Annotated in this window: 15 protein-coding genes; 9 read left to right on the top strand and 6 right to left on the bottom strand. The window is 73.2% G+C overall.

Translation table 11 applies throughout. From position 1 onward, the window contains the following. Positions 1–155: 155 nt before the first annotated feature. The 5 genes from ligA to gatB all read left to right on the top strand — a co-directional run bounded on the left by ligA (position 156) and on the right by gatB (position 8,831). Positions 156–2,291 (top strand): NAD-dependent DNA ligase LigA, encoded by a 2,136-nt coding sequence (gene ligA / locus O7620_RS17425; RefSeq protein WP_278123823.1) that lies wholly within the window; start codon positions 156–158, stop codon positions 2,289–2,291. 156 nt (positions 2,292–2,447) lie between these two features. Then, positions 2,448–5,177, top strand: a complete 2,730-nt coding sequence (locus O7620_RS17420) for a bifunctional diguanylate cyclase/phosphodiesterase (protein WP_278123822.1) — start codon at positions 2,448–2,450, stop codon at positions 5,175–5,177. A gap of 123 nt (positions 5,178–5,300) precedes the next feature. After that, complete coding sequence (gene gatC, locus O7620_RS17415; RefSeq protein WP_151491449.1) at positions 5,301–5,606, top strand: Asp-tRNA(Asn)/Glu-tRNA(Gln) amidotransferase subunit GatC; 306 nt, start codon at positions 5,301–5,303, stop codon at positions 5,604–5,606. A 236-nt stretch (positions 5,607–5,842) separates the two neighbouring features. Continuing rightward, positions 5,843–7,318: an Asp-tRNA(Asn)/Glu-tRNA(Gln) amidotransferase subunit GatA gene (gene gatA, locus O7620_RS17410; RefSeq protein ID WP_278123820.1), complete on the top strand. Its 1,476-nt coding sequence runs from the start codon at positions 5,843–5,845 to the stop codon at positions 7,316–7,318. A gap of 13 nt (positions 7,319–7,331) precedes the next feature. Then, entirely contained in the window at positions 7,332–8,831 is a 1,500-nt protein-coding gene (gatB, locus tag O7620_RS17405; RefSeq protein WP_151491451.1) for an Asp-tRNA(Asn)/Glu-tRNA(Gln) amidotransferase subunit GatB, read from the top strand. A 117-nt stretch (positions 8,832–8,948) separates the two neighbouring features. Here the strand turns inward: gatB and O7620_RS17400 are convergent, their stop codons facing one another. The 3 genes from O7620_RS17400 to O7620_RS17390 form a co-directional block, all read right to left on the bottom strand. Further along, the gene (locus tag O7620_RS17400; protein WP_278123818.1) at positions 8,949–10,511 is read right to left on the bottom strand and encodes a metallophosphoesterase; all 1,563 of its coding nucleotides are present in this window, start codon (positions 10,509–10,511) and stop codon (positions 8,949–8,951) included. Positions 10,512–10,572: 61 nt separating this feature from the next. Next, complete coding sequence (locus O7620_RS17395) at positions 10,573–11,745, bottom strand: PQQ-dependent sugar dehydrogenase (RefSeq protein ID WP_278123817.1); 1,173 nt, start codon at positions 11,743–11,745, stop codon at positions 10,573–10,575. 71 nt (positions 11,746–11,816) lie between these two features. After that, positions 11,817–13,634 (bottom strand): SpoIIE family protein phosphatase, encoded by a 1,818-nt coding sequence (locus tag O7620_RS17390; RefSeq protein ID WP_278123816.1) that lies wholly within the window; start codon positions 13,632–13,634, stop codon positions 11,817–11,819. A 186-nt stretch (positions 13,635–13,820) separates the two neighbouring features. Between O7620_RS17390 and O7620_RS17385 the strand changes: the two genes are divergently transcribed. Further along, positions 13,821–14,747 (top strand): 2-hydroxyacid dehydrogenase, encoded by a 927-nt coding sequence (locus tag O7620_RS17385; RefSeq protein WP_278123814.1) that lies wholly within the window; start codon positions 13,821–13,823, stop codon positions 14,745–14,747. On the opposite strand, the gene O7620_RS17380 is transcribed toward O7620_RS17385, so the two are convergent. After that, positions 14,741–15,133 carry a PH domain-containing protein gene (locus O7620_RS17380; protein ID WP_151491456.1) on the bottom strand — a complete coding sequence of 131 codons (393 nt, stop codon included), beginning with the start codon at positions 15,131–15,133 and terminating at the stop codon, positions 14,741–14,743. The genes O7620_RS17385 and O7620_RS17380 overlap by 7 nt on opposite strands. Before the next feature lie 218 nt (positions 15,134–15,351). Between O7620_RS17380 and O7620_RS17375 the strand changes: the two genes are divergently transcribed. Continuing rightward, positions 15,352–17,763, top strand: a complete 2,412-nt coding sequence (locus O7620_RS17375) for a GGDEF domain-containing phosphodiesterase (RefSeq protein WP_278123812.1) — start codon at positions 15,352–15,354, stop codon at positions 17,761–17,763. A gap of 19 nt (positions 17,764–17,782) precedes the next feature. Here the strand turns inward: O7620_RS17375 and O7620_RS17370 are convergent, their stop codons facing one another. Continuing rightward, positions 17,783–18,802, bottom strand: coding sequence for a LacI family DNA-binding transcriptional regulator (locus O7620_RS17370; RefSeq protein ID WP_278123811.1), 1,020 nt, complete (start codon positions 18,800–18,802; stop codon positions 17,783–17,785). Between the two features lie 114 nt (positions 18,803–18,916). Here O7620_RS17370 and O7620_RS17365 point away from each other — a divergent pair, with 114 nt between their 5' ends. Then, positions 18,917–21,367: a glycoside hydrolase family 2 protein gene (locus tag O7620_RS17365; RefSeq protein WP_278123810.1), complete on the top strand. Its 2,451-nt coding sequence runs from the start codon at positions 18,917–18,919 to the stop codon at positions 21,365–21,367. A gap of 212 nt (positions 21,368–21,579) precedes the next feature. Here O7620_RS17365 and ilvD read toward each other — a convergent pair whose 3' ends face one another. Further along, positions 21,580–23,427, bottom strand: a complete 1,848-nt coding sequence (gene ilvD, locus O7620_RS17360) for a dihydroxy-acid dehydratase (protein WP_278123808.1) — start codon at positions 23,425–23,427, stop codon at positions 21,580–21,582. A 111-nt stretch (positions 23,428–23,538) separates the two neighbouring features. On the opposite strand from ilvD, the gene O7620_RS17355 reads away from it, so the two are divergent. Beyond that, positions 23,539–25,911: a bifunctional diguanylate cyclase/phosphodiesterase gene (locus tag O7620_RS17355; protein ID WP_278123807.1), complete on the top strand. Its 2,373-nt coding sequence runs from the start codon at positions 23,539–23,541 to the stop codon at positions 25,909–25,911.

Raw genomic sequence — 25,911 nt, 5'->3', positions numbered from 1 at the left:
GATCCTCGCACGCCACGGCCCGGGCCGCCGATCACGCCACCACGCGCGGGCAGGTCACCCCGGGCGCGGGCGGACGGCGGATTGTCGCCCCGGCCCGATACCGTGCCCAGGTAGCGTGATCAGGGGAGGTCGCAGGCGTGTCCGAAGGTGGCGGGGTGTCCGAGGAGCAGATCGGTCAGCAGGTCAGCCCGGCTCAGGAGGCGGCGGCCGGCGGGGAGCCGACGCCGCAGGCGCGGGAGCGGCACGCCACCCTCAGCCGTGAGTTGACCGAACACCAGTACCGCTACTACGTGCTGGACGCGCCGACCATCGCCGACGCCGAGTTCGACAAGCAGTTGCGTGAGCTGGAGGCGCTGGAGGAGGAGTTCCCGGCGCTGCGGACGCCCGACTCACCGACGCAGCGGGTCGGCGGCACGTTCTCCACCGACTTCACCCCGGTCACCCACGCCGAGCGGATGCTCTCGCTGGACAATGCCTTCGCCGACGAGGAGTTGGCCGCCTGGGCCGAGCGGGTCGAGCGTGACGCCGGCGGCCCGGTGCCGTACCTGTGCGAGCTGAAGGTCGACGGGCTGGCGATCAACCTGACCTACGAGGCCGGCCGACTGGTCCGGGCGGCCACCCGCGGTGACGGCCGCACCGGTGAGGACGTCACCGCCAACGTGCGCAGCATCCGGGACGTGCCCGGCCAGCTCACGCCCTCCGCCGAATATCCCGACATACCCGAGTTGCTGGAGGTCCGGGGCGAGATCTACTTCCCGGTCGCCGGGTTCGCCGACCTCAACGCCAGCCTCGTCGAGCAGGGTCGGGCGCCGTTCGCCAACCCCCGCAACGCCGCCGCGGGCAGCCTGCGGCAGAAGGATCCCCGGGTCACCGCCTCCCGGCCGCTGCGCCTGGTGGTGCACGGCGTCGGCGCCCGCCGCGGGTTCCGGCCGACGGCACAGTCCGAGTCGTACGCGGCGCTCAAGGCCTGGGGGCTGCCGACCAGTGATCGCTGGCGGGTGGTGCCCGATCTCGCCGGCGTGGCGGAATACATCGCCTACTACGCCGAGCACCGGCACGACGTCGAGCACGAGATCGACGGCGTGGTGGTCAAGGTCGACCCGGTGTCGATCCAGGGTCGGCTCGGTTCGACCAGCCGCGCGCCGCGCTGGGCGATCGCCTTCAAGTACCCGCCGGAGGAGGTCACCACCAAGCTGCTCGACATCGAGGTCGGCGTCGGGCGCACCGGCCGGGTGACGCCGTTCGCGGTGCTGGAGCCGGTGCACGTGGCCGGCTCGACGGTCGCCCAGGCCACCCTGCACAACGCCCGTGAGGTGGAGCGCAAGGGCGTGCTGATCGGCGACACGGTGGTGCTGCGCAAGGCCGGCGACGTGATTCCCGAGGTGCTCGGCCCGGTGGTCGACCTGCGCCCCGCCGACGCCCGCCCCTTCGTGATGCCGACCACCTGCCCGTCCTGCGGCACGCCGCTCGCCCCGGCCAAAGAGAGCGACGTCGACATCCGCTGCCCCAACACCCGCAGCTGCCCGGCGCAGCTGCGCGAGCGGGTGTTCCACCTCGCCGGTCGGGGCGGCTTCGACATCGAGGTGCTCGGCTACAAGGGCGCGGCGGCCCTGCTCGACGCGGGGATCATCACCGACGAGGGTGACCTCTTCCAGCTCGACGCCGAGCAGCTGTCCCGGTCTCCGTTCTTCGTCAACAAGGACGGCAGCCTGGGCAGCAACGCGGTGAAGTTGCTGGACAATCTCGCGGTGGCCCGCGAACGAGAGCTGTGGCGGGTGCTGGTGGCGCTCTCCATCCGGCACGTCGGCCCGACCGCGGCCCAGGCGCTCGCCCGGCACTTCCGATCGATGGACGCCATCGACGCGGCCAGCGAGGAGGAGCTGTCGTCTGTCGACGGGGTGGGCCCGACGATCGCGGCGAGCATCCGGGAGTGGTTCGCGGTGGACTGGCACCGCGAGGTCGTCCGCAAGTGGGCCGAGGCGGGCGTACGGATGGCGGAGGAGGCGGTCGACGAGGGGCCGCGCCCGTTGGAGGGGTTGACCGTGGTGGTGACCGGCACGCTCGCCGGTTTCTCCCGGGATCAGGCCGCCGAGGCCGTGCAGAGCCGGGGCGGCAAGGTCAGCGGGTCGGTCTCCAAGAAGACGAGCTTTGTGGTGGTGGGGGACAACCCGGGGTCGAAGGCCGACAAGGCGGCCGGTCTGAAGGTGCCGGTGCTCGACGAGGACGGGTTCCGGCTGCTGCTGCAAGCGGGTCCGGACGCCGCCCGGGAGGTCGCCCGCGTCGAGGGCTGACCTCGCCGCGGGCCGGTGCGGGCGGTGGCCGCGTATACCAACTTAATTACGACTACGACCGATTCGTGACTGTCATACCGGGAAACCTGGGGCCGAGGGCGTTTCATTGGGTCACGGCGTGCACACCGGCACGTCGACCGTCGCTCGGGAGGTGTGGTGGAGGTCGCCGACCCGCGCAACTCGCTCCCGCCTGGTCGGGTGGCGCCGTTCGCCGCCTTCGTCGTCGGCATCCTGGCGGTGGCAGCGCTGACCGCCGCCGGTCCACTCGCGACGCTCCCGGCCGAGCTGTCCCGACTGCCGGTGGCGTTCTGGACGATGGCGGCCCTCGCCGTGGTGTGCGACGCCCGTCCGTTCGTCCCGCCGGGACGCCGGCAGACCTCGGCGGTCTTCCCGTCCACCTGCTTCACCTTCGCGATCCTGCTCGGGTGGGGGCTCGGCCCGGCGGTGGCGGTGCAGGCCGTCGGGGTGATCGTCTCCGGTTGGCGGATGCGGCACGCCGCCTGGCGGACCGCGTTCAACGTCGGCCAGTACGCCTGCGCCCTCGCCGCCGCGTACGGCGTCCTCCAGCTCGGGCCGGGCATGATCTTCTCTGGCGGTCGGTTGCACTGGACCGACGTGGTCGCCGTCGGGGGTGCCACGGCGGCCTGGTTCGCGGTCAACTACGGGCTGGTCAGCTGGGCGGTGCGGCTGCGCTTCGGCGACCGGTGGTGGCCCACCCTCCGGCAGGGCCTCGGGTTCGAGTTGCTCTCCACCGGCTCGCTGCTGCTGCTCGCTCCGGTGCTGGTCGCCGCCGCCCGGGTCAGCGCGGCGTTGATCCCGTTGGTGCTGGTGCCGCTCTTCGCCGTGTACCGGATGGCCCGGCTGACCGTTGAGCAGCAGCACCTCGCCGCCGCCGATCCGCTCACCGGGCTGCCCAACCGCAAGGCGCTGCTGGCCGAGGTGGCGGAGCAGGTGCACCTGCACGCCGAGCGGACCGCTCGCGGCGAACCCGACGGTCACCTGGCGCTGCTGCTGATCGACCTGGATCGCTTCAAGAACGTCAACGACGCGCTCGGGCACGCGGTGGGGGACCGGCTGTTGGTCGAGGTCAGCGCACGGCTCGTTGAGGTGGATCCGCGTCCGCAGATGATCGCTCGCCTCGGCGGGGACGAGTTCGCCATCGTGATGACCGGGTTGACCGACGTCGGTCAGGCGCGTGAGCTGGCTGACCGGGTGGTCGATGTGTTGGCCGAGCCGGTGCCGCTGGACGGCCTTCCGCTGGACGTGGGCGGGTCGATCGGGATCGCGCTGTTCCCCGAGCACGGCGAGGACTTCGCCACCCTGATGCGCCACGCCGACGTGGCGATGTACGACGCGAAGCACCGCAACGACACGGTGGCCGTGTACGCCCCGGAGTCCGACCACAACTCCGCCGAGCGGCTCGGTCTCCTGGCCGACCTGCGCCGGGTGCTGGAGTCGAGCCCGTCGGCCGACGACATGTTCGGTGCCGAGCCCGCCGGGCAGGACCAGCCGGCGGCGCCGACCCAGCGCGTCGACCACACCGCCGACGCGATCGAGCCGGGTGACCGCGCCGTCGACCCGGGCGGGCGCGACGAGCGCACCGCCGACCCGACCGGGCGGGACGACCGCACCCTCGATCCGGGCGAGCGCGACGATCGCAGCGCCGCGCCGGTCGACGTACCCCTGGATGTGGCGGCGGAGGTGCGCGGCGGCGACGGTGCGGCACTGCCCACCGGCGCGCCGGCCGAGGTCGCGCCGCACGGGGATCCCGCGCCGGTGGTCGCCACGGCGCCGACGGTCGGTGGCCGGTGGTGGGGTCGCCGACGGCGGCCCGGGACGGAGCTGGTGCACGCCGACGACCTGATCAACCGGATCGCCACCGGCGCCGACCCGATCCGGGGCCGCAACACCCGCGCCGTGGTCCCCGGCACCCGCTCCGGTCCGGTCCGGGACCGGCACTCCGCGGGTCGGGCTGGCCGGCGGTCGCCGAACGGTGGCGCGGTGCCGGAGCACGGCGGCCCGATGCGGCGGGGTGACGCGGGTTCGGGGACGCCGCCGTCCCCGTCGTCCGGGTGGGCGCACCCGGACGGTGAGCTGGCCGACGACGCCGGCGAGATCACCATGTACTACCAGCCGCAGATCGCCATCGCGACCGGCGAGGTGGTGGGCGTCGAGGCGTTGCTGCGGTGGCGGCACCCACGCCGGGGCATGGTCGACCCGGAGGAGCTGATCCGGGTCGCCGAGCAGAGCGCGGTGATGCGACTGCTCACCCGGCGGGTCGTCGACGATGTGGTGGAGCAGCTCGCCAAGTGGTCGGCGGCCGGCATCGGGCTGCGCGCGGCGCTGAACGTGAGCGTGCGGGACCTGCACACGGGGGAGATCGCCGACCAGATCGCCGACCGGCTGGCCCGCTACGGGGTGCCGGCCGAGCGGCTGCAACTGGAGATCACCGAGGGTGCCCTGATGGCCGACCCGCGTCGGGTGCTGGCGACCATCTCCCGGCTGCACCGGATCGGGGTGGCCATCGCGCTGGACGACTTCGGCACCGGCTACTCGTCCCTGCAACACCTGCGCCGGTTGCCGTTGTCCGAGGTGAAGGTGGACCGCTCGTTCGTACTCGGCATGGCCGACGACGCGGACGACGCGGCGATCGTCCGGTCGATGATCGAGTTGGCGGGCGCGCTGGGGTTGCGGGTGGTCGCCGAGGGTGTGGAGGACGAGCGGACCTGGCGGATGCTGCACGCCGCCGGCTGCGACGCGGCACAGGGCTGGTTCTACGCCCGGCCGATGCCCGCCGAGGAGCTGGTCACCTGGCTGGCCCGCTACCGGCCGGTGCGTCCGACCGGTGGCCCGGAGCCGGAGGCCGGCCGCCGCTCGACCCGCTGACCCACCCGAGCAGCCGGCGGAGGGGACGGAACAATAGACTCGCTCCGGTCACCGCGCGTCACGCCGCACGCGCCGCGCGGCCGGCACACCGCCCGACCAGCAGGACATCAGAAGGGGGCACGGATGGCCGCCATCTCCCGCGAGGAGGTCGCGCACCTGGCGCGCCTGTCGCGGCTCGCCGTCACCGAGGAGGAGCTGGACACCTTCGCCGGCCAGCTCGACGTGATCCTCCAGGCGGTCGCCCAGGTCGGCGAGGTCGCCGCCGCGGACATTCCGCCGACCTCGCACTCGGTGCCGCTGACCAACGTCTTCCGCGAGGACGTCGTCACGCCGTGCCTGACCCCGCAGGAGGCGCTGTCGGGCGCTCCCGACTCCGAGGACCAGCGTTTCCGCGTACCGCGGATCCTGAGCGAGGACGTGGCCTCATGAGCGAGCGCAGCGAGCGAATCGGCAAGTTCAGCGCCTTGGTGCCTCATGGTGTCACGGAGCGAAGCGGAGTGGCGGCATGAGCGAGCGCAGCGAGCGAATCGGCAAGTTCAGCGCCTTGGTGCCTCATGGCGTCACGGAGCGAAGCGGAGTGGCGGCATGAGCGAGCGCAGCGAGCGAATCGGCAAGTTCAGCGCCTTGGTGCCTCATGGCGTCACGGAGCGAAGCGGAGTGGCGGCATGAGCGATCTGACCAGAATGACTGCGACGGAGATCGCCGCCCTGGTCGCCGGCGGCGAGACCTCCGCCGTCGAGGTGACCCGGGCGCACCTGGACCGGATCGCCGCGGTCGACGATCGGGTGCACGCCTTCCTGCACGTGGACACCGACGGGGCGCTCGACGCGGCCCGCGCCGTGGACGAGCGCCGGGCCGCCGGCGAGGAGCTGGGCCCCCTGGCCGGTGTGCCGGTCGCGGTGAAGGACGTGCTCGCCACCCGTGGCGTGCCGACCACCGTGGGTTCGAAGATCCTGGAGGGTTGGCGCCCGCCGTACGACGCGACGATCGTGCAGCGGCTGCGCGACGCCGGCACGGTGATGCTCGGCAAGACGAACATGGACGAGTTCGCGATGGGCTCCTCCACCGAATACTCGGCGTACGGACCGACGCACAACCCGTGGGACCTGAGCCGGATCCCGGGTGGCTCGGGTGGTGGCAGCGCCGCCGCGCTGGCCGCGTACGAGGCGCCGCTGGCGATCGGTTCGGACACCGGCGGCTCGATCCGCCAGCCCGGTGCGGTCACCGGCACCGTCGGCGCGAAGCCCACCTACGGCGGGACCTCCCGCTACGGGCTGGTGGCGTTCTCCTCGTCGCTGGACACGCCCGGCCCGTGTGCCCGTACGGTCCTCGACGCGGCCCTGCTGCACCAGGTGATCGGCGGGCACGACCCGCGCGACTCGACCTCGATCCCGCAGCCGGTGCCGGACGTGGTGGCGGCGGCGAAGCTCGGCGCGACCGGCGACCTGACCGGTGTGCGGCTCGGCATCGTCAGCGAGTTCGTCGGTGAGGGCACCGAGCCGGGCGTGATGACGGCGTTCCGCGAGTCGGTGGACGCCCTCGCGAAGCTGGGCGCGGAGATCGTCGAGGTGTCCTGCCCGACGTTCGCGTACGCGCTGCCGGCGTACTACCTGATCGCGCCGAGCGAGTGCTCCTCCAACCTGGCCCGGTTCGACGGCGTCCGGTTTGGCCTGCGGGTCGGCGACGACGGCAACCGGTCGCTGGAGGAGGTCATGTCGCTGACCCGGGAGGCTGGTTTCGGCCCGGAGGTCAAGCGGCGCATCATGCTCGGCACGTACGCGCTGTCGTCGGGTTACTACGACGCGTACTACGGGCAGGCGCAGAAGGTCCGGACGCTGATCACCCGGGACTTCACGGCCGCGTTCGAGCGGGTCGACGCGTTGATCTCGCCGACCACCCCGTTCACGGCCTTCCCGATCGGCGCGCGTACCGCCGACCCGTACCAGATGTACCTGGCCGACCTGTTCACCATCCCGACCAACCTGTACGGCGGGCCGGGCATCTCGGTGCCCTGCGGTCTCTCCGAGGGGCTGCCCGTCGGCCTGCAGGTGATGGCGCCGACGATGGCCGACGACCGGATGTACCGGGTCGCGGCCGCGCTGGAGTCCGCGGTCGGCACGTTCACCCCACCGGCACTGTGAGGCAGGAGCCCAGATGACGACGACGCTGCCCGCGTACGACGAGGTCGTCGCACGCTACGAACCGGTGATCGGCCTGGAGACCCACGTCGAGCTGGGGACGAACACCAAGATGTGGTGTGGCTGCCCGACGGACTTCGGCGGCGAGCCGAACACCCGGGTCTGCCCGGTGTGCCTGGGTCTGCCGGGGTCGCTGCCGGTGGCCAACAAGGCCGCCATCGAGGCGATCATCCGGATCGGCCTGGCGCTGAACTGCTCGATCGCGCAGTGGTGCCGGTTCGCCCGGAAGAACTACTTCTACCCGGACATGCCAAAGAACTTCCAGATCAGCCAGTACGACGAGCCGATCTGCGTCGACGGGTACCTGGACGTCGAGGTGGGCGGCGAGACGGTGCGGATCGAGATCGAGCGGGTGCACCTGGAGGAGGACACCGGCAAGACGCTGCACGTCGGTGGCGCCACCGGCCGCATCCACGGCGCGACGGAGTCGCTTGTCGACTACAACCGGGCCGGCATCCCGCTCGTCGAGATCGTCACCAAGCCCGTCGTGGGCACCGGCGCGCTCGCCCCCGACGTGGCCAAGGCGTACGTCGCCGAGCTGCGCGACGTGATCCGCACCCTCGGCGTCTCGGATGTGCGGATGGAGGAGGGTTCGCTGCGCTGCGACGTGAACACCTCGCTCAACCTGCCCGGTCAGGAGTGGGGCACCCGCACCGAGACCAAGAACGTCAACTCGCTGCGGTCGGTGGAGCGGGCGGTCCGCTCGGAGATGCTGCGGCAGGCGTCGGTGCTCGAGGCGGGCGGCCGGATCACCCAGGAGACGCGGCACTTCCACGAGGACACCGGCGACACCACGCCGGGGCGCTCGAAGGAGACGGCCACCGACTACCGGTACTTCCCGGAGCCGGACCTGGTGCCGGTCGCCCCGGACCCGGCCTGGGTCGCCGAGCTGAAGGCCGCCCTGCCGGAGCTGCCCCGGGTGCACCGGCGTCGGCTCCAGCAGCAGTGGGGGTTGTCCGACCTGGACATGCAGTCGGTGCTCAACGCCGGTGCGGTCGAGCTGATCGAGGCCACCGTGGCCGCCGGCACCACCCCGGCGGCGGCCCGCAAGTGGTGGTTGGGTGAGCTGTCCCGGCGGGCCAACGAGTCCGGCGTGGAGTTGGCCGACATCGGGGCCACCCCGGCGCAGGTCGCCGAGCTGCAGGGCCTGGTCGATGCCGGCAAGCTCAACGACAAGATGGCCCGTACGGTGCTGGAGGGCGTGGTCGACGGTGAGGGTTCGCCCACCGAGATCATGACCAGCCGGGGCCTGGAGGTCGTGTCGGACACGGGCGCGCTCACCGCCGCCGTGGACGAGGCCATCGCCGCCAACCCCGGCATCGCGGACAAGATCCGTAGCGGCAAGGTCGCCGCCGCCGGCGCCCTGGTCGGTGCCGTCATGAAGACCACCCGTGGTCAGGCGGACGCGAAGACCGTCCGCGAACTGATCCTGGAGCGCCTCGGCGTCCAGGGCTGACCCGTCACGAACGAACACCGCTGGCGCGGCGTGCGCCAGCGGTGTTCGCTGTGCAGACCGTGACCCCGCCGTGTGCACACACCGGTCGGCTCCGGCTCGGCGGGCGGTGGCCGGCCCTCAGCGGGTCGGGGTGGGGGTCACCGAGGCGGGCGCGCCGGCGTTCGGGTCCTGCACGATGTGGCGTTCCAGGTTGACCTGGGCCTGGCCGGTGCCGCCGACGGTGATGTCGTCGTACGCCTGGAGCATCTTCTGCTGGTCGAAGTAGAGCACCGTCATCGACAGCGGGGTCGGCTTTTCACCCTCTAGCCCGCGCAGCCCGGCCCCGCCGGTGGACCCCTCCACGAACAGGGCGGTTTGCTGCTGGCCGGGCGCCTGCGGCAGCTTGGAGACCTGGCGGGCGTGGGTGTGCCCGGCCAGCACCAGGGGGCAGGTGCCGGCGAGCGGCCCGGCCGACGCCGGGTCGTGCACCAGCGCGATGTTCACCGGCTGGGGCGAGCGGCGCACCGTGGCCGCGAGCTGCTCGCCGACACCGATCACCTGGTCGGCGACCTGCTGGGTCAGGCCGCTGCCGGCGGGTGAGGTGTTCTTGTCCGGGGTGAAGCGGGGGTCACCGATGCCGGCGATGGTCAGCCCGGCGACCGTGGTCGTCGAGTTGTTCAGCACTATCGCGTTCGGCTGGCGGGCCACGGCGGCGCTGGTCTTGCCCGAGTCGTGGTTGCCCCGGATGAACACGTACGGCTTCTTGAGCAGACTGATCGAGCCGACGAAGGACGCCTCCGGCTCGCTGCCCCAGTCGGTGATGTCCCCTGTGTCGATCACCACGTCGATGCCGAACTGCTCCACCACCGTGCGGATCAGCTGCCAGCCGGTCGGGTTGAGGTGCATGTCGGAGACGTGCAGGACCCGGGTGGTGCCGGGCGCCGGTTCCAACACCGGCAGCGCCGACACCGTCGTGTAGAGCTGGCTGACGTTGCCGACGATGCGTTGCAGCTGCTCGGCGTACTTCGTGTAGTCGTTGGCGATGCGCCGGGCGTCACCGACGATGGCCGGCGCGTTGACCAGCAGACCTTCGTAGCGCGGCTCCTCGATGGCCTGCGGGCGTAGGGTCGCCGCCGCCGTGCCGAGGCTGCCGGCGGTGACCAGCAGCGCCAGACCGCCGGCCCAGGCGGTACGCCGCACATCGCGGAAGATCATCCCGGCCAGGATCAGGGTGACGAGCACCGCCGAGGCGAGGGTTCGAAGGCCGAGCCGCATCACACCGGTGCGGACGTCCTCCACGGCGCTCTGGCTGGCTCGACTGATGCTCGCCGGGTCGTCGAGCAGCGCCTCGGTGCGCCCCTGGTCCAGCGCACCCAGCCGCACGGTGAGGTGGGTCGGCCCGCTGTGGCTGTCGAGCAGCAGCGCGCCGAGCGGCGGCACGTCGATCGTCGTCCCGCCCTCGCTGGCCGGGGCGAGGGTCAGGTTGGCCCGGAACGGCCCGATGTCGGTGTCCACGTGCCCGCCGGCCAGCACTCCGAGCACCGCCCCGGCCAGACCCACGGCGAGAACGGCGAGGATCACCCCGGTGCGGCGCAGCGGCCCGGCCCGTCGGCCCGTCGGCCGTGCCGGGACCACACCGGTGACCGAGATGTCGTCCCGGCCCTCGGCGTCGTCGTGCTGCTCGTCGCGCTGCCCGTCCATGCTGAGATTCTGACCTGCCCGTCCGGAGATCTTGGCAAACCTGAACGGATGGTGACGAAGGTCAGCTGCGACCGCCGTCGCCGCCGGCGAACACCACCCGCAGCAACCGGTCGTCGTCGGCCGCCGGATCGCCCCGCCCGTCGTGGTTGGAGGTGCTCACCCAGAGCGACCCGTCCGGCGCGGCGGCCACCGCGCGCAGCCGACCGTAGCGGTTGGTGAGCAACTCGCTGGGCTGGCCGAGCAGCGTGCCGGTGTCGGTCACCTCCAGCGCCCACAGCCGCTTGCCCCGCAGGCAGGCGGTGACCAGCAGTTGGTCCGCGGCGGCCAGCCCGGAGCAGGACGCGTCCGAGGTCGCCCACTGGGTGATCGGATCGGTGTACCTCCGGTCGCCCGCCCGCCCCTCGACCTCCGGCCAGCCGTAGTTGCCACCCTTGGTGATCTGGTTGATCTCGTCCCAGGTGTTCTGGCCGAACTCGACCGCGTACATCCGCTTGCCCGCGTCCCAGGCGAAACCCTGCACGTTGCGGTGTCCGAGGGACCAGACCGGCGAGCCGGGGTACGGGTTGCCCGGGGCGGGTTTGCCGTCCGGGGTGATCCGCAGGATCTTGCCGCCGAGGCTCTTCGCGTCCTGGGCGTTGGGGCGTTCGCCGGCGTCGCCCGTGCTGACGTAGAGCTGCCCGTCCGGGCCGAAGCCCAGCCCGCCACCGTTGTGCACGTTGGCCTTGGGGATGCCGGTGAGGATCGGGGTCGGCTGCCCTCCGAGTTGCAGCCGGACCACCCGGTTGTCCTGCTCGGCGGTGTAGTAGACGAAGAGCGTCCGGTCCTGGGCGTAGCCGGGGGAGACGGCGATACCGAGCAGGCCACCCTCGCCCGCCGCCGCCACGTCGGCGATCGTCTGCACCACCCGGACCCGGAGCCCGTCCGGCCCGGACTCGGGGCCGACCTGGAGGATCCGGCCGTTGTCCCGTTCGGTGACCAGCGCGCCGCCGTCCGGAAGGAAGGCGATGCCCCAGGGCACCCGCAGCCCCTTGGCGAGTACGGTCGCCACCGCCTGCTGGCCGGCGACGCCGGGGCTCCCGGAGGTCGACGGGGTCGGCAGGTTGGGCGGCTCACCGGCCGGGTCCGGCTCCGGCTCGCCGAAGCTGCAACCCGCGGTGAACAGTAGCGCCGCGCAGGACGCCGCGACGACCGCCCGGAGGCGGCGGATGCGAGGGTACGGGGGACGGGCGCTCACCCGGCCCAGGGTATCCCGCCTGACGGCCGCACCGGGCCCGACAGGTGTCCACGGATCCCGGGCGGGAACGCTCAGCGGGCCCGCACAGCGAGCAGCGCGGTGTCGTCCTCGCGGGGCTGGATCGAGTCGAGCAGCAGGTCACACAGCTTGTCGAGGGGCACGTCGGCGGTGCCCCGCACCCGGTTGACCAGCTCCGCCAACCCCTCGTCGATGGACCGGTCCCGACGCTCGATCAGCCCGTCGGTGTAGAGCAGCAGCGTGTCGCCGGTGGCCAGGCTGGCCGAGTGGCTGGACCGTTGCGAGGGCCGGGCGAGCCCGAGCAGTGGTTCCGGTGTCGCCGCGAGGGCCTCGACCGTGCCGTCGGCGCGGACCAGCAGGGCCGGCGGGTGCCCGGCGTTGGACCAGGTCAGCTCGTGGACGCCGGCGCGTTGGGGGCAGATCCGCACGAGCGTCGCGGTGGCCGCGATCGGCAGCCGCAGGCCACGGATCGCGCCGTCCAGATGGGTCATCAGCTCCCCGACCGCGTCCGGACGGCCGTACGCGTTGCCGCGTACCAGGTTACGCAGCTGACCCATGGTCGCCGCGGCCTCGATGTCGTGCCCGGCCACGTCACCGATCGCCGCGATCAGGTCCCCGTCGGGCTGGACGAAGGCGTCGTACCAGTCGCCACCGACCTCCACCCGATCGGCCGCCGGCTGGTAGCGGGCCGCCAGCTCCAGCTCCGCCACGACCGGCAGCCTCGGCAGCATGCTGTGTTGCAGGACCTCGGCGACGTGCCGCTGCTCGCCGTACATCGAGCTGTTGCCGATGGCCAGGCCGGCGCGACGGCCGATGTCCATCGCGGTGAGCAGGTCGCGGTCGTCGAACTGCTGCCGTTCGACGGAGTTGACCAGGGTGATCGCTCCCAGCACGGTGCCGCCGGCCGCGCGGACCGGCACGCTCAGGTAGGAGGCGATGCCCAGCTGCCCGGCGATGGCGCGCATCTCCGGATTCGTGGTGCCCCGCGACACGTCGGCCAGGGACGCCGCGCTGCCGAGTCGGGGCTGACCGGTGCGCAGCACCGTCCGGATGATCGACTCGGGGCTCAGGCCGGTGCGCAGCAGCTCGGCGAACCTGTCGACGTCGGCCGTCCGGGCCGGGTCGCGGTGCACCGCGACGACCTCGCGGGGTTGCCCGGTCGGGCCGACCAGGGTGAGCAGGCACCAGTCGGCCAGCGGCGGCACCATGGTGGCGGCGAGCCGGCGCAGCGCCACGCCCACGTCCAGCGTGTCCGCCAACGTCTCACTCACACCGGCCAGCAGTTCCAGCCGCTCGTGCGCCTGCACGACCCGTCGGCGGGCCTCCTGCGCGCCGTCGAGGGCGATCCGCAGCCGCAGCTCCGACGAGCAGGCGGCCGCCAGATCCGCGAGTGTCCGCAGCTGCGCGGCCGACCACGCGCGGGGCTTGTGGTCGATGGCGCAGAGCGAGCCGAGCACCCGGCCGGAGAGGTCGGTCAGCGGCATGCCGGCGTACGCGACCACACCGAGGTCCTCGATGGCCAGGTTGTCCCGTACCCGTGGGTAGAGCCGGGCGTCGGGCAGCACCAGCGGCACCTCGATGTCCACCACGTGTTGGCAGAACGAGTGGCTCAACGGGGTCTGCCGCCGCTGCGACCACGGCTCCGGCAGGCCGACCGCGCCGGGAAAGAACTGCCGGTCGGCGGAGACCAACGACACCAGCGCGACCGGGACGTCCAGCAGGTCGCTGACCAGCCGGGCGAAGCGGTCCAACGCCTCGTCCGGGGCGGCGTCCAACCCGGTGTCGGCGAGCGCACGCAGCCGCGCCGGATCGCCGAGCGCCGCGGGTGGGCCGGGCGTACGGCGAGGGCTGGCGGGGGAGCCGTCGGTCATCGAGAACCTGTCTGCCGGGGTGGAGGCCGACCGGCCCTCCGACCCTTCGTTATACCTCGTGCGGGCCAGGACCGAACATCGGTGTGCCGAGTCTCGCCCGCCCCGGCGTCGCGCGCCATCCCTCGCTCCGCCCGTTCGCCGCGGTGCCCGCGCGGGTCGCCACGTCGGGGGCTATCGTCGGCGGACGTGAAGGTATGGATCCCGCACCAGGCCGGCCTGGACCTCATCGGTGAGCTGCCACCGGACGTGACGGTGGAGGTCGTGGAGCACGCCGACCGGCTGCCCTCGGCGGTGGCCGACGTGCGGTTCTGGGTGCCGCCGTTCCTGGGCGGCTCGGACTCGACGGCGTTGGCGCGCGAGCTGCCCGACCTGTCGGTGGTGCAGCTGCTCTCGGCCGGTGCCGACGCGTGGGCGGGACGCACACCGCAGGGCGTGACGCTCTGCGACGCCCGGGGCGTGCACGACCCGTCCACGGCCGAGTGGGTCGTCACCGCGATCCTGGCCCAGCTGCGGGCGTTCCCGGCCTTCGTGCGGGCGCAGGCCGATCGCCGGTGGGCGTACGACGGGATCACCCCGACCGACGAGCTGACCGGCAAGCGGGTCCTCATCGTCGGGGCCGGTTCGATCGGCACGGCGGTACGGGACCGGCTCGCGCCGTTCGAGGTGACCTTCACCCTGGTCGCCCGCACCGCCCGGCCCGAGCAGGGGGTGCACGGTGTCGAGGAGCTGCCGCGGCTGCTGCCCGAGGCGGACGTGGTGGTGGTGATCGTGCCGCTAACCGACCAGACCCGCGGTCTCATCGACAAGGAGTTCCTGGCCGCGATGTCGGACGGGGCGCTGCTGGTCAATGCGGCCCGGGGGCCGGTGGCCCGCACCGAGGCGCTCGTCGCCGAGCTGGGCACGGGCCGGATCTCGGCCGCGCTGGACGTCACCGATCCGGAGCCGCTACCGGCGGACTCGCCGCTGTGGACGATGCCGAACGTGCTGCTCACCCCGCACGTGGCCGGTTCGGTGCGGGGGCTGCTACCCCGCGCGTACCGGCTGGTCGGCGATCAGGTGCGCCGGTTCGCCGCCGGCCAGCCGCTGATCAACGCGGTGGTCGACGGTTACTGACCGGGCGTCTCGGCTGTCTCGCCCGGCAGCGTCTGGCCGGTGGCCGACACCAGCCGGGGCAGGTCCACGCCGCGTACCGCCGGCAGGGTGACCTGCCGCCCGTCGTCGAGCCGGGCGACGGCCCGCCCGCGCGGGTCGGTGGTCAGCTCGACGACCTGGTCCCAGTCGATGCGACGCTGCCCGGTCAGGGCGCGCAGGCGCAGCCCTCGGGCGTCGGCGTCGGTGCCGGCCCGCCAGGCCCACACCGCGACCCCGAGCGGGACGAGCAGCACCGGCAGCAGGTAGCCCCGCGCGTTGGCCAGCGGCAGCGCGCCGATGAAGGCGATCACCGCGGCGACCAGGATGGCTTGGTTGTACCGGAAGCGGACCGTGTCGGGCTTACTCACCCTGCGATGATCCCACCCCCGGCGGATCCGGGTCCCGGCGGGCGGTGCCGGGGCGGCCCGGTTCGCCGTACAGTGACACAGGTCATTGTTCCCGCCGGATGACCAGCGCGTAACCGATTCGACCGCCGGTCGTTTCCAACTGGTGGGCAAAGGACCCGCAACGTCCGATGCCCCGCACCGCCGCACCGCCCCCGTGCCCCCTCACGAAGGCGACCGCCGTGCTCCTCGCGTACCCGTTCCGCCTCCACGTCCCCCGCCGCGCCGTGCCGGAGGCCGCCGTCTCCACGGCGGTGTCGCTGCTCGTCCTCGCCGGTGCCGCCGATCTGGTCCCGACCTCGGTGGTCATCGCCCTGGCCGGCGGCGCGGGCGCCACGCTCGCCGGTGTCCGACTCTCCCGGCTGGCCATCCGGCACCCCACCGACCCCATGCCCGCCCCACCGTCCGGGCGGGCGGCCGGCGTGCGGCTCGACGCGGCGGTGGTGGTGGCCGGGCTCGCCGCCGCCGTCCTGCCGCTGGTCACCGACGGGCACCGCACTGCGGCACTGCTCGGGTTGCTGGTGGTGGCGCTGCTGTCGGTGGCCGGGCTGCGTCGGCTCCCCGGACGGCAGCGACCCCCGGCCGGGCTCCGGCTGCGCTCGCTGATCGAGGCGGCCGGCCCGGCCGTCGGGCTGACCCTCGCCGGCTGGCTGCTGCTGCCCGACGACGACCTGCCGGTGCCGGCCCGGCTGGTCACCGCGCTGGTGCTCGGCGGGTTGGGGATGGCCGCGATCAGCGCGTTCACCGGCCCGGACCGGCGATCGGGTCCGGCGGTCTGCCGGGGTGGGCTGCTGCTCACCCTGTTCGGTCTGGCCCTGTTGGCGGCGCTGCCACCGGGGGTGACCGGCCGGGCCGCACTGCTGGTCGTACCGCCGCTGGTGCTCGGGATGCTGCTCACCGCGCTCGGCGCGGCCGCCTCGGTGGGTGCCGCCGGCGCCCCGCCGACGGCGGACCCGGCGTGGCCCCGGGCGGTGCTCCCGGCCGCGGTGGTGCTGCTGGCCGCGGGCCTGCACGTGGGCGCCGGCCGGGCACCGGACCGGACGAGCGTGCTGCTGGCCCTGGCCGCCGTGCCGCCGCTGGTGCTGCGCGAGCTGCTGCGCGGCGGCGACGCGGCCACCCCCGAACGAACCGCCGCGCACCGGCGTCGTGCCGGTCGCGCCGTCCGGCACCGGCGGGCGGCGCAGTCCCGCTGGCTGGGTGCCTCGGGCCAGCCGCCTCCGCCCGGTGCCGATCGGCTCCCGGGCGACGCCACCGCGACCGGGCGCGACGGTGCCTCGAACGGCCTCGACACGACCTGGCCGTCGGAGGGCGGCGCCACCTGGTCGACGCTCGACCGGCGAGCCGCTCCGGCGGGTGGCGGTGGACCGGGGGACCGGGCGGCCCTGCTGGACGCCCTCGCCGCGATCGGCGACGTACCGGCGCCGGCCGGCGCGCTGCTGTTGGTCGACCTGCACGGCGGCGACGTGCTCGGGCCGTCGGCCCGGGAGGACCTGCTGGCCGAAGCGGTCGCCCGGGCCCGCGCGACCGTGGCCCCCGGCGACCTGGTCACCGGGTGCACGGGTGCCGGGTTCGCGGTGGTCACCGCCGCAGGACCGGTGCTGGCGTACGCGCTGGGCATCCGACTGCTCGCCGCGCTCATCCCGCCCTACCTGCTGGGCGGCTCGGCCGTGCGGGTGCAGGCGAGCATCGGGTTGGCCGAGGTGAGCGGGGCCGGGCCGGCGGACGTTCTGCGCCAGGCCGAGCTGGCGCGCCGGCGGGCCGTGCAGCTGGGCCGGGACCGGGTCGAGTGGTACGACGCGTTCCTGGAGGAGCAGCTGGTCCGCCGGCTCGACCTGGAACGCGAGCTGCCCGGTGCGGTGGCGCGCGGCGAGCTGGACCTGGTCTACCAGCCGGTACTCGACCTGGCCGACCGGCAGCCGGTGGGCGCCGAGGCGCTGCTGCGGTGGCGCAGTCCGGTGCTCGGCACGGTGCTTCCCGCCGAGCTGCTGCCGGTCGCGGAGGACCTGGATCTGATCGGTGAGCTGGAGTGGTGGGTGCTGGACCGCGCCTGTCGACAGTTGGCCAACTGGTCGGCGGGTGTCCGGGAGTTGTGGATGGCGGTCAACGTCACCACCCGGGAGCTCACCACGCCCGACTTCGTGCAACGCGCCGCGGCCGTGCTGGCCGCGTACGGGGTGTCGCCGGAGCGGCTGGTGGTCGAGGTGTCCGAGCCGAGGATCGCCGCCGACCTGTCGACCGTGGTGGCCCGGTTGGCCGGGCTGCGGTCGCTGGGCGTCCGCACCGCCCTGGACGACTTCCGGGCCGAGCACGCCTCGCTGGCCCAGCTGCGCCGGCTGCCGATCGACCTGCTGAAGGTAGGCCCGGAGCTGGTGGGCGCGCGGCCGGACGGGCAGCCGCCGCTGATCGACGTGGTGGTCAACGTCGGCGAGCGGCTGGGGGTGGAGATCGTCGCCGAGGAGTTGGAGCTGGCCAGCCAGGTCGAGGGGGCGCAGCGGGCCGGCTGCCGGTACGGGCAGGGCTTCGCGCTGGCCCGCCCGGCGACGGCCGAGCGCGTCGAGGCGTACTTCGAGGAGTTCCCGTCGGCGTCCCGCTGACGGCCCGGGGTGAACCGGTTCACCTCTCCCGGGGCGGAGCTGTACTGCCGCGCGGGGTCAGATGCGGCGTCTCGTCCTGCACCCGGCTGGCGGGCTGCCCGGCGATGACGGCGAGGAGCTGGCGGGCGGCGTGTGCGCCGTACGCCGGGATGTCCCGGCCCAGCGCGGTCAGCGGCGGGTGCACGAGTCGGCAGAGCGGCGAGTCGTCCCAGGCCACGATGGACAGGTCACCCGGCACGGTGAGCCCCATCTCCTGTGCCACGGAGAGCCCCGCGATGGCCATGACGTCGTTGTCGTAGATGACGGCGGTGGGGCGCTGGGCGGAACTGAGCAGCCGGCGGGTGGCGCGACCGCCCTCCTCGCCGGTGTAGTCGGACGAGACGGTCACCGCGTCGACCAGGCCGAGTTGCCGGCACAAAGCCGCGAAAGCCTCGGTGCGGGACTCGGTGTGCCGCAGGTCGGGCAGGCCGCCGACCCGGGCGATCCGTCGGTGCCCGAGCGCGACCAGGTACTCCACGGCCTCGGTGAGTGCGGCCGCGTCGTCGGACCAGACGCTGGCCAGCTCGCCGGTGCCGCCGGGTCCACCGATCACCACGGCCGGCAGCGGGAGCTGTTCGAGTGCGGGGATGCGCCGGTCGTCGGTGCGCAGGTCGCAGACGAGCACCCCGTCGACCCGGCGCTCGCCCCACCACCGCCGGTAGACCGCGATCTCGGCGTCGGGGTCGGCCACGACCTGGAGGGTCAGCGCGTACGAGCGGGCGGAGAGTTCGGCCTCGACGCCGCTGATCAGCTCCATGAAGAACGGCTCGATGCCGAGTATGCGGGCGGGCCGGCACAGGGCCAGGCCGACGGCCTCGGCGGTGGCGCCGGAGAGGGCACGCGCGGCGCTGCTCGGGCTGAAGCCGATCTCGGTGGCGATGGCCAGGATGCGCTGCCGGGTGGCCTCGGAGACCCCGGGCTGCCCGTTCAGCGCGTACGACACGGCACCCTTGGACACTCCGGCGCGTCGGGCGACGTCGGCGATGGTCGGCCGCTTCACCGGCGTGCTCCTCTGCTGCTGGGGGCGTCGATCGGCCGTTGACAGTTCAGGTATCGAACCATACGGTGGGCGAACTTATCCGGTTCAGTCAAGCCTGCGAGAGGGCGGTAGGTCGTGAGTGGACAGGCGCTCCAGCACGGGTGGATCCTGCGGGCGGCACCCGGAGCGCAGGTGCCGGACGAGATCGCCGGGCGGGACGTGCCGGCGACCGTGCCCGGTTGCGTGCACACCGACCTGCTCGACGCCGGGCTGATTCCCGACCCGTACCTCGACGACAACGAGCTGGCCCTGGCCTGGATCGGGCGCACCGACTGGAGCTACCGGACGCGCTTCGCGTACGCCACCGGTGACGAGGACCGGATCGACCTGGTCTGCGCCGGCCTGGACACCGTCGCGACCATCAGCGTCAACGGTGTCGAGGTCGGCCGCACCGAGAACATGCACCGCAGTTACCGCTTCGACGTCCGGCCGCTGCTGCGCGACGGCGACAACGACCTGATCGTCACGTTCGACTCCGCCTACCGCTACGCAGAGGCGCAGCAGGAGCGGCTCGGTGACCGGCCCAACGCCTACCCGGAGCCGTTCCACTTCATCCGCAAGATGGCCTGCAACTTCGGCTGGGACTGGGGCCCGACGCTGGTCACCGCCGGCATCTGGCAGGAGATCGGCCTGCACGCCTGGTCGACCGCCCGGCTGGCCACCGTCCGGCCACTGGTCACCGTGGACGGCCGCGACGGGCGGGTCGAGCTGCACGTCGAGGTCGAGCGGGTCGCGGACATCCCGCTGACCGTCCGGGCCGCCGTCGCCGGTGGCAGCGCCGAGGTCGTCGTCCCGGCCGGGCAGCGCACGGCCGTGCTGACCGTCGCCGTCCGCGAGCCCGCGCTGTGGTGGCCCCGGGGGTACGGCGAACAGGCGCGCCACCCACTGGAGGTGACCCTGCACGCGCCGGACGGCGACACCCTGGACACCTGGTCCCGGCAGGTCGGCTTCCGCTCGGTACGACTGGACACCACGCCCGACGAGCACGGCACCCCGTTCGCGCTGTCGGTCAACGACGTCCCGGTCTTCGTACGCGGGGTCAACTGGATCCCGGACGACGTGTTCCCCACCCGGATCACCCGCGACCGGCTGGCCGGACGCTTCGACCAGGCCGCCGAGGCCAACGTCAACCTGTTGCGCGTCTGGGGCGGAGGCCGGTACGAGTCGGAGGACTTCTACGACCTCGCCGACGAACGCGGGCTGCTCGTCCAGCAGGACTTCCTCTTCGCCTGCGCCGCGTACCCGGAGGAGGAGCCGTTCGGCAGCGAGGTCGCCGCCGAGGCCGCCGAGCAGGTGACCCGGCTGGCACCGCACCCGTCGCTGGTGCTCTGGACCGGCAACAACGAGAACATCTGGGGCTGGCACGACTGGGACTGGCAGGAGCCGCTCGCCGGGCGTACCTGGGGACGCGGCTACTACCTCGACGTGCTGCCCCGCATCGTCGGCGAGCTGGACCCGACCCGCCCGTACTGGCCGGGCAGCCCCTGGTCGGGCACCGAGACGATCCACCCCAACGATCCGGCGCACGGCACCACCCACATCTGGGACGTGTGGAACACCGACGACTACACCAGATACCGGGAGTACGTGCCGCGCTTCGTCGCCGAGTTCGGCTACCAGGCGCCCCCGGCGTATGCGACGCTGCGCCGGTCGATCTCCGACGAGCCGCTGGCGCATGACTCGCCCGGGATGGCGCACCACCAGAAGGCCGCCAACGGCGACGCGAAGCTCCAGCGCGGGCTGGACGCGCACCTGCCCGCGCTGGCCGACTTCGACGACTGGCACTACCTCACGCAGCTCAACCAGGCCCGGGCCATCCAACTCGGCGTGGAACACTTCCGCTCCCACCGCGGCGTCTGCGCGGGCACCATCGTCTGGCAGCTCAACGACTGCTGGCCGGTCACCTCCTGGTCGGCCGTCGACGGCGACGGACGCCGCAAACCCCTGTGGTACGCGCTGCGCCACGCGTACGCCGATCGGCTCCTCACCGTGCAGCCCCGCGACGGCGGCCTGGCCCTGGTCGCGGTCAACGACGGTGGCACGCCGTGGCGGGCGTCGGCCTCGGTGACCCGGGTGAGCCTCACCGGCGAACCGCGGGCCAAGACGACGATGGAGCTCGACGTCCCCGCGTACTCGGCGGTGACGCTGGCGCTGCCGGCGGAGCTGGCCCGGCCGGACGAGGCCCGACGTGAGCTGCTGGTCGCGGAGGCGGGGGAGAGCGCCGAGCGGGCGCTCTGGTTCTTCGCCGAGGACCGGGACGTGGACTGGCCGGCGGCGGCGTGGGACGCGACGGTCGAGCCGGCCGACGACGGTCAGCGGGTCCGGGTCACCGCCCGGACGGTGCTGCGCGACCTTGTTCTCTTCCCTGATCGGCTGGACGTCTCGGCCACCGTGGACATCGCACTGGTCACTCTGCTGCCGGGCGAGTCCGCGACGTTCACCGTGCGGGCCGACGGGTTGCTGGACCCTGCCGTCCTCACCTCCCGGCCGGTGCTGCGCTGCGTCAACGACATCCAGCGGAGCTAGGCGGCCGTCCCTGCTGATCCCGACTACCCGGCGGCTGGTGCCGCGGCACCCTCGCCCAGGGTGCCGCGACGCCTAGTTGAATTCGCGTGATGCCTGTGAGTCATCATGATGACTCACAGGCATCACGCTCGTCGGCGCATCTGGGGTCCGACCAGGTCCGGTCGATGGGATACCCCGATATCGCTGATCTCGTGTGCGGCGGCCGCGCGCCCCTACTCCGGGACGCGGCGGTAGGCCCCGTCGCTGGCGGAGGTGGCCATCGAGGCGTACGCGCGCAGGGCCGCCGAGACCGGGCGCTGCCGGTCGGTCGGGGTGTACGGCTTGTCGCGCTTCTCCTCGGCGACCCGGCGCGCCTCCAGCTCGTCCTGCGGGACGTTGAGGGAGATCGACCGGCCGGGGATGTCGATGACGATCTCGTCGCCCTCGCGGACCAGGGCGATCAGTCCTCCGGAGGCGGCCTCGGGGGAGGCGTGGCCGATGGAGAGCCCGGAGGTGCCGCCGGAGAAGCGGCCGTCGGTGAGCAGCGCGCAGGACCGGCCCAGTCCGCGTCCCTTGAGGAACGAGGTGGGGTAGAGCATCTCCTGCATGCCGGGGCCGCCCTTGGGGCCTTCGTACCGGATCACCACGACGTCGCCCGCGACGATCTCCTTGGCGAGGATCGCGGTCACCGCGTCGTCCTGCGACTCGTAGACCTTCGCGGGTCCGCGGAAGGTCAGGCACTCCTCCGGAACGCCGGCGGTCTTCACGACGCAGCCGTCCGGGGCGAGGTTGCCGTGCAGGATGGCCAGGCCGCCGTCGGCGGAGTACGCGTGGTCGCGGTCGCGGATGCAGCCGCCGGCCGCGTCGGTGTCCAGCGACGACCAGCGGTTGGTGGTGGAGAACGGTTCGGTGGTGCGGACCCCGCCGGGTGCGGCGTGGAACAGCTCGACGGCGGTCGGGGTGGGTGAACCGCCGCGCACGTCCCAGTCGGTCAGCCACTGCGCCAGCGAGGGCGAGTGCACGGCGTGCACGTCCCGGTTGAGCTGCCCGGCCCGGTCCAGTTCGCCGAGGATCGCGGGGATGCCGCCGGCCCGGTGCACGTCCTCCATGTGGTAGTTCGGCGAGTTCGGCGCGACCTTGGCGAGGCAGGGCACCCGCCGGGAGATCGCGTCGATGTCGGCGACGCCGAAGTCCAGTTCCGCCTCGCGGGCCGCGGCGAGCAGGTGCAGCACCGTGTTGGTGGAGCCGCCCATCGCCACGTCGAGGGCGACGGCGTTCTCGAACGCGGCCTTGGAGGCCACCGTGCGGGGCAGCACCGAGTCGTCGTCACCGTCGTACCACCGCTTGGCGATGTCGACGACGGTGCGGCCGGCCTCGACGAAGAGCGACCGGCGCGCGGCGTGGGTGGCCAGCGTCGAGCCGTTGCCGGGCAGCGCCAGGCCGATCGCCTCGGTGAGGCAGTTCATCGAGTTGGCGGTGAACATGCCGGAGCAGGAGCCGCAGGTCGGGCAGGCGGAGCGTTCGATCTCGCCGAGCTGCTCGTCGGTGACCGACTCGTTCGAGGAGGCGATCATGGCGTCGATCAGGTCGATCTTGCTGTGCACGACGCCCTCGATCGCCATCGTCTTGCCGGCCTCCATCGGGCCGCCGGAGACGAAGACGGTCGGGATGTTGAGCCGCAGTGCGGCCAGCAGCATCCCCGGGGTGATCTTGTCGCAGTTGGAGATGCAGACAAGGGCGTCCGCGCAGTGCGCGTTGACCATGTATTCCACGGCGTCGGCGATCAGCTCGCGGCTGGGCAGCGAGTAGAGCATCCCGCCGTGGCCCATCGCGATGCCGTCGTCGACCGCGATGGTGTTGAACTCCCGACCCACGCCGCCGGCCTCGGCGACCGCGTCGGCGACCAGGCCGCCCATGTCCTTGAGGTGTACGTGACCGGGCACGAACTGGGTGAAACTGTTGGCGATGGCGACGATCGGCTTACCGAAGTCGTCGTCGGTCATCCCGGTGGCCCGCCAGAGGGCCCGGGCGCCGGCCATCGTCCGACCGTGCGTGGAGGTCTTCGACCGCAGCTCAGGCATACGTATCAGCATGACACCGCCGCCGCACCCACCGACGGGCGTGTGTGCCGTGTCCCAACAGATGCACACCTGGTCCCCCACGGCGAGCGGTCATCCGGCACTCTGGAGGACGTGCATCTCCCCCCGGGCATGGTCGCGGTCGCGGCGCTGAGCGGGCTCGTCGCCGCAGCGGCCGCCGCCCTGCTGGCCGTGGTCGCCCGCCGTCGTAGCGGGCCGCGCCGGCCGGCGCACGTGCTGCTCGCGGTGGCCGCCGGGATGTCCCTGCTCAGCCTCATGACCGGGGTGGTGGCGGCGCTCGCCGCGAACGAACACTGGGTCCACGAGCAGGGGCAGCGCACCGGATGGGCCACCGTCGCGGCGATCGGCACCGCGGTGAGCGGGTTGGCCTTCGCGGCCGGTCTGCTCCGGCTGCCGGGGGTGGCCGCCACCGGCGCGGGCACCGCCCGCCTCGCCCTGGACGGCCTGACCATGGCGGCCGCGCTGTGGTTCGTCGGCTGGGTGCTCTTCTCCGAGCCCACCCGACTGCTCGGCGACGCCACCCCGATGGCCTGCCCGGCGATCCTGGTCGCCACGGTGAGCGCCGCGCTCGGCGCCGGGCTCGCCGTGATCGTCATCTTCCGCGCCGCCGCCCCGCGCCGGCGGCTGGCCGTGCTCGGCGCCGGTATCAGCGGGGTGAGCTGCGGCGGTCTGGGTCTGAGCGCGGGGCTCTGCCAGGCCGGCCCGGTGCTGGCGCTGACCGGGGCGGCGGTGCTCGCCGCCGGCCTGCTGACCGTCGCGCTCGCGGTGTACCGGGCCGACCGGCCGGGGCAGGTCGAACTGGACCTGATCGGTCGCGACGGGGAGTACGCGCTCGCCCCGATGCTGGCGATGGCCGCCTCGGCGATGTACCACCTCCTGCAGGACGGCCGGTTCACGGCGGCGGGCATCGTGGCCGGCAGCGTGGAGGGCTTCGCCCTGGTGGCCCGGCAGTACCTGACCCTCAAGGACGTCCGGGACTACGCCGGCCGGCTGGCCGAGCGGGAGGCGCACTTCCGCGAGCTGGCGCACACCGACCCGTTGACCTCGTTGGCCAACCGGCGGGGACTGCTGCGCGCCCTGCACGACAGCGCGGCGGCGGGCACCCCGTGCGTCCTGCTCGGTCTGGATCTGGACGGCTTCAAGCACGTCAACGACATGCGCGGCCACGACGTGGGCGACGCCGTGCTGGCCGAGGTCGGCCGCCGGCTGCGCGGCAACCTGCGTCCCGGTGACGTGGCGGCCCGGCTCGGCGGCGACGAGTTCGCCGTCCTCATGGCGGGTCGGCCGGCCGACGCGGACCGGGTCGCCGAGCGGCTGCTCGGGGTGGTCAACCGGCCGTACGACCAGCCGGAGGGGCCGGTCTTCCTGTCGGTCAGCATCGGGGTGGCCGGTTGGGCCGGCGAGCCCGACGTGGAGCTGCTGCTGCGCCACGCCGACCTGGCGCTGCGCTACGCCAAGCAGCGCGGCAAGAACCGGATCGAGCGCTACGACGCCACCTACGACCAGTTGCTGCGCCGGCGTACGACGTTGGAGCACGAGATGCGCGGCGCGATCGACCGCGACGAGCTGCGGCTGGCCTTCCAGCCGGTGGCCTCGCTGCCGTCGGTGCGTCCGGTGGGCGCCGAGGCGCTGCTCCGTTGGCATCATCCCGAGCTGGGCAACATCCGCCCGGACGAGTTCATCCCGCTCGCCGAGGAGTGCGGGATGATCTCCACGCTCGGCGCCTGGGTGCTGCATCAGGCCTGCTACCAGCTCTCCCGCTGGTTGGCCGACGGGCACGACGTCTGGGTGTCGGTGAACGTGTCCCCGCGCGAGCTGCACGCCCCGGAGTACGTGGTGCAGGTCGCCGAGGCGCTGCGCGCCCACCACGTACCGCCGCAGCGGCTGGTGCTGGAGGTCACCGAGCACGCGGTCGCGACCGACCTGGACGAGCTGATCCGCCGGCTGACCGCGCTGCGGCTGACCGGTGTGCGGATCGCGTTGGACGACTTCGGCGCCGGCTATTCGTCGTTGGGGCAGCTGCGTCGCCTGCCCATCGACATCCTCAAGATCGATCACAGTCTGGTCGCCGAGCACGAGCCGGTCCGCCCGGTCGGCCAGGACGGCCCGGCGTTCGCGCCGATGGTCGACATCGTGATGCGGCTGGGCCACCAGTTGGGGCTGGAGGTGATCGCCGAGGGCGTGACCACCCCGACCGAGCTGGCCGCGGTGGTGGCCGCCGGGTGCCGGTTCGGTCAGGGCGCGCTCTTCGGCTGGGGTGTGCCGGCCGAGCACCTGGAGGCGATGCTGGAGGCGGCGACCTCGCCCGGTGCGCGTCCCGCTCCGCTGCCCACACCACGCCGCTCCGGGGGCGGGTCCGCGCAGGTCATACCGGCTGGTGATGGCGCGTCGAACGCCGACTCGCCGAACTCCGTTGACCAACATGTGAGATCAGTTGACTCATCGCGTGAGATGCGTCAGGCTTAG

Origin of the sequence: Micromonospora sp. WMMD710 (genome assembly GCF_029626045.1) — a bacterium.
Lineage (GTDB): Bacteria > Actinomycetota > Actinomycetes > Mycobacteriales > Micromonosporaceae > Micromonospora.
Note: the sequence above shows the minus strand (reverse complement) of the source record. Positions and strands in the feature narration are given on the sequence as shown.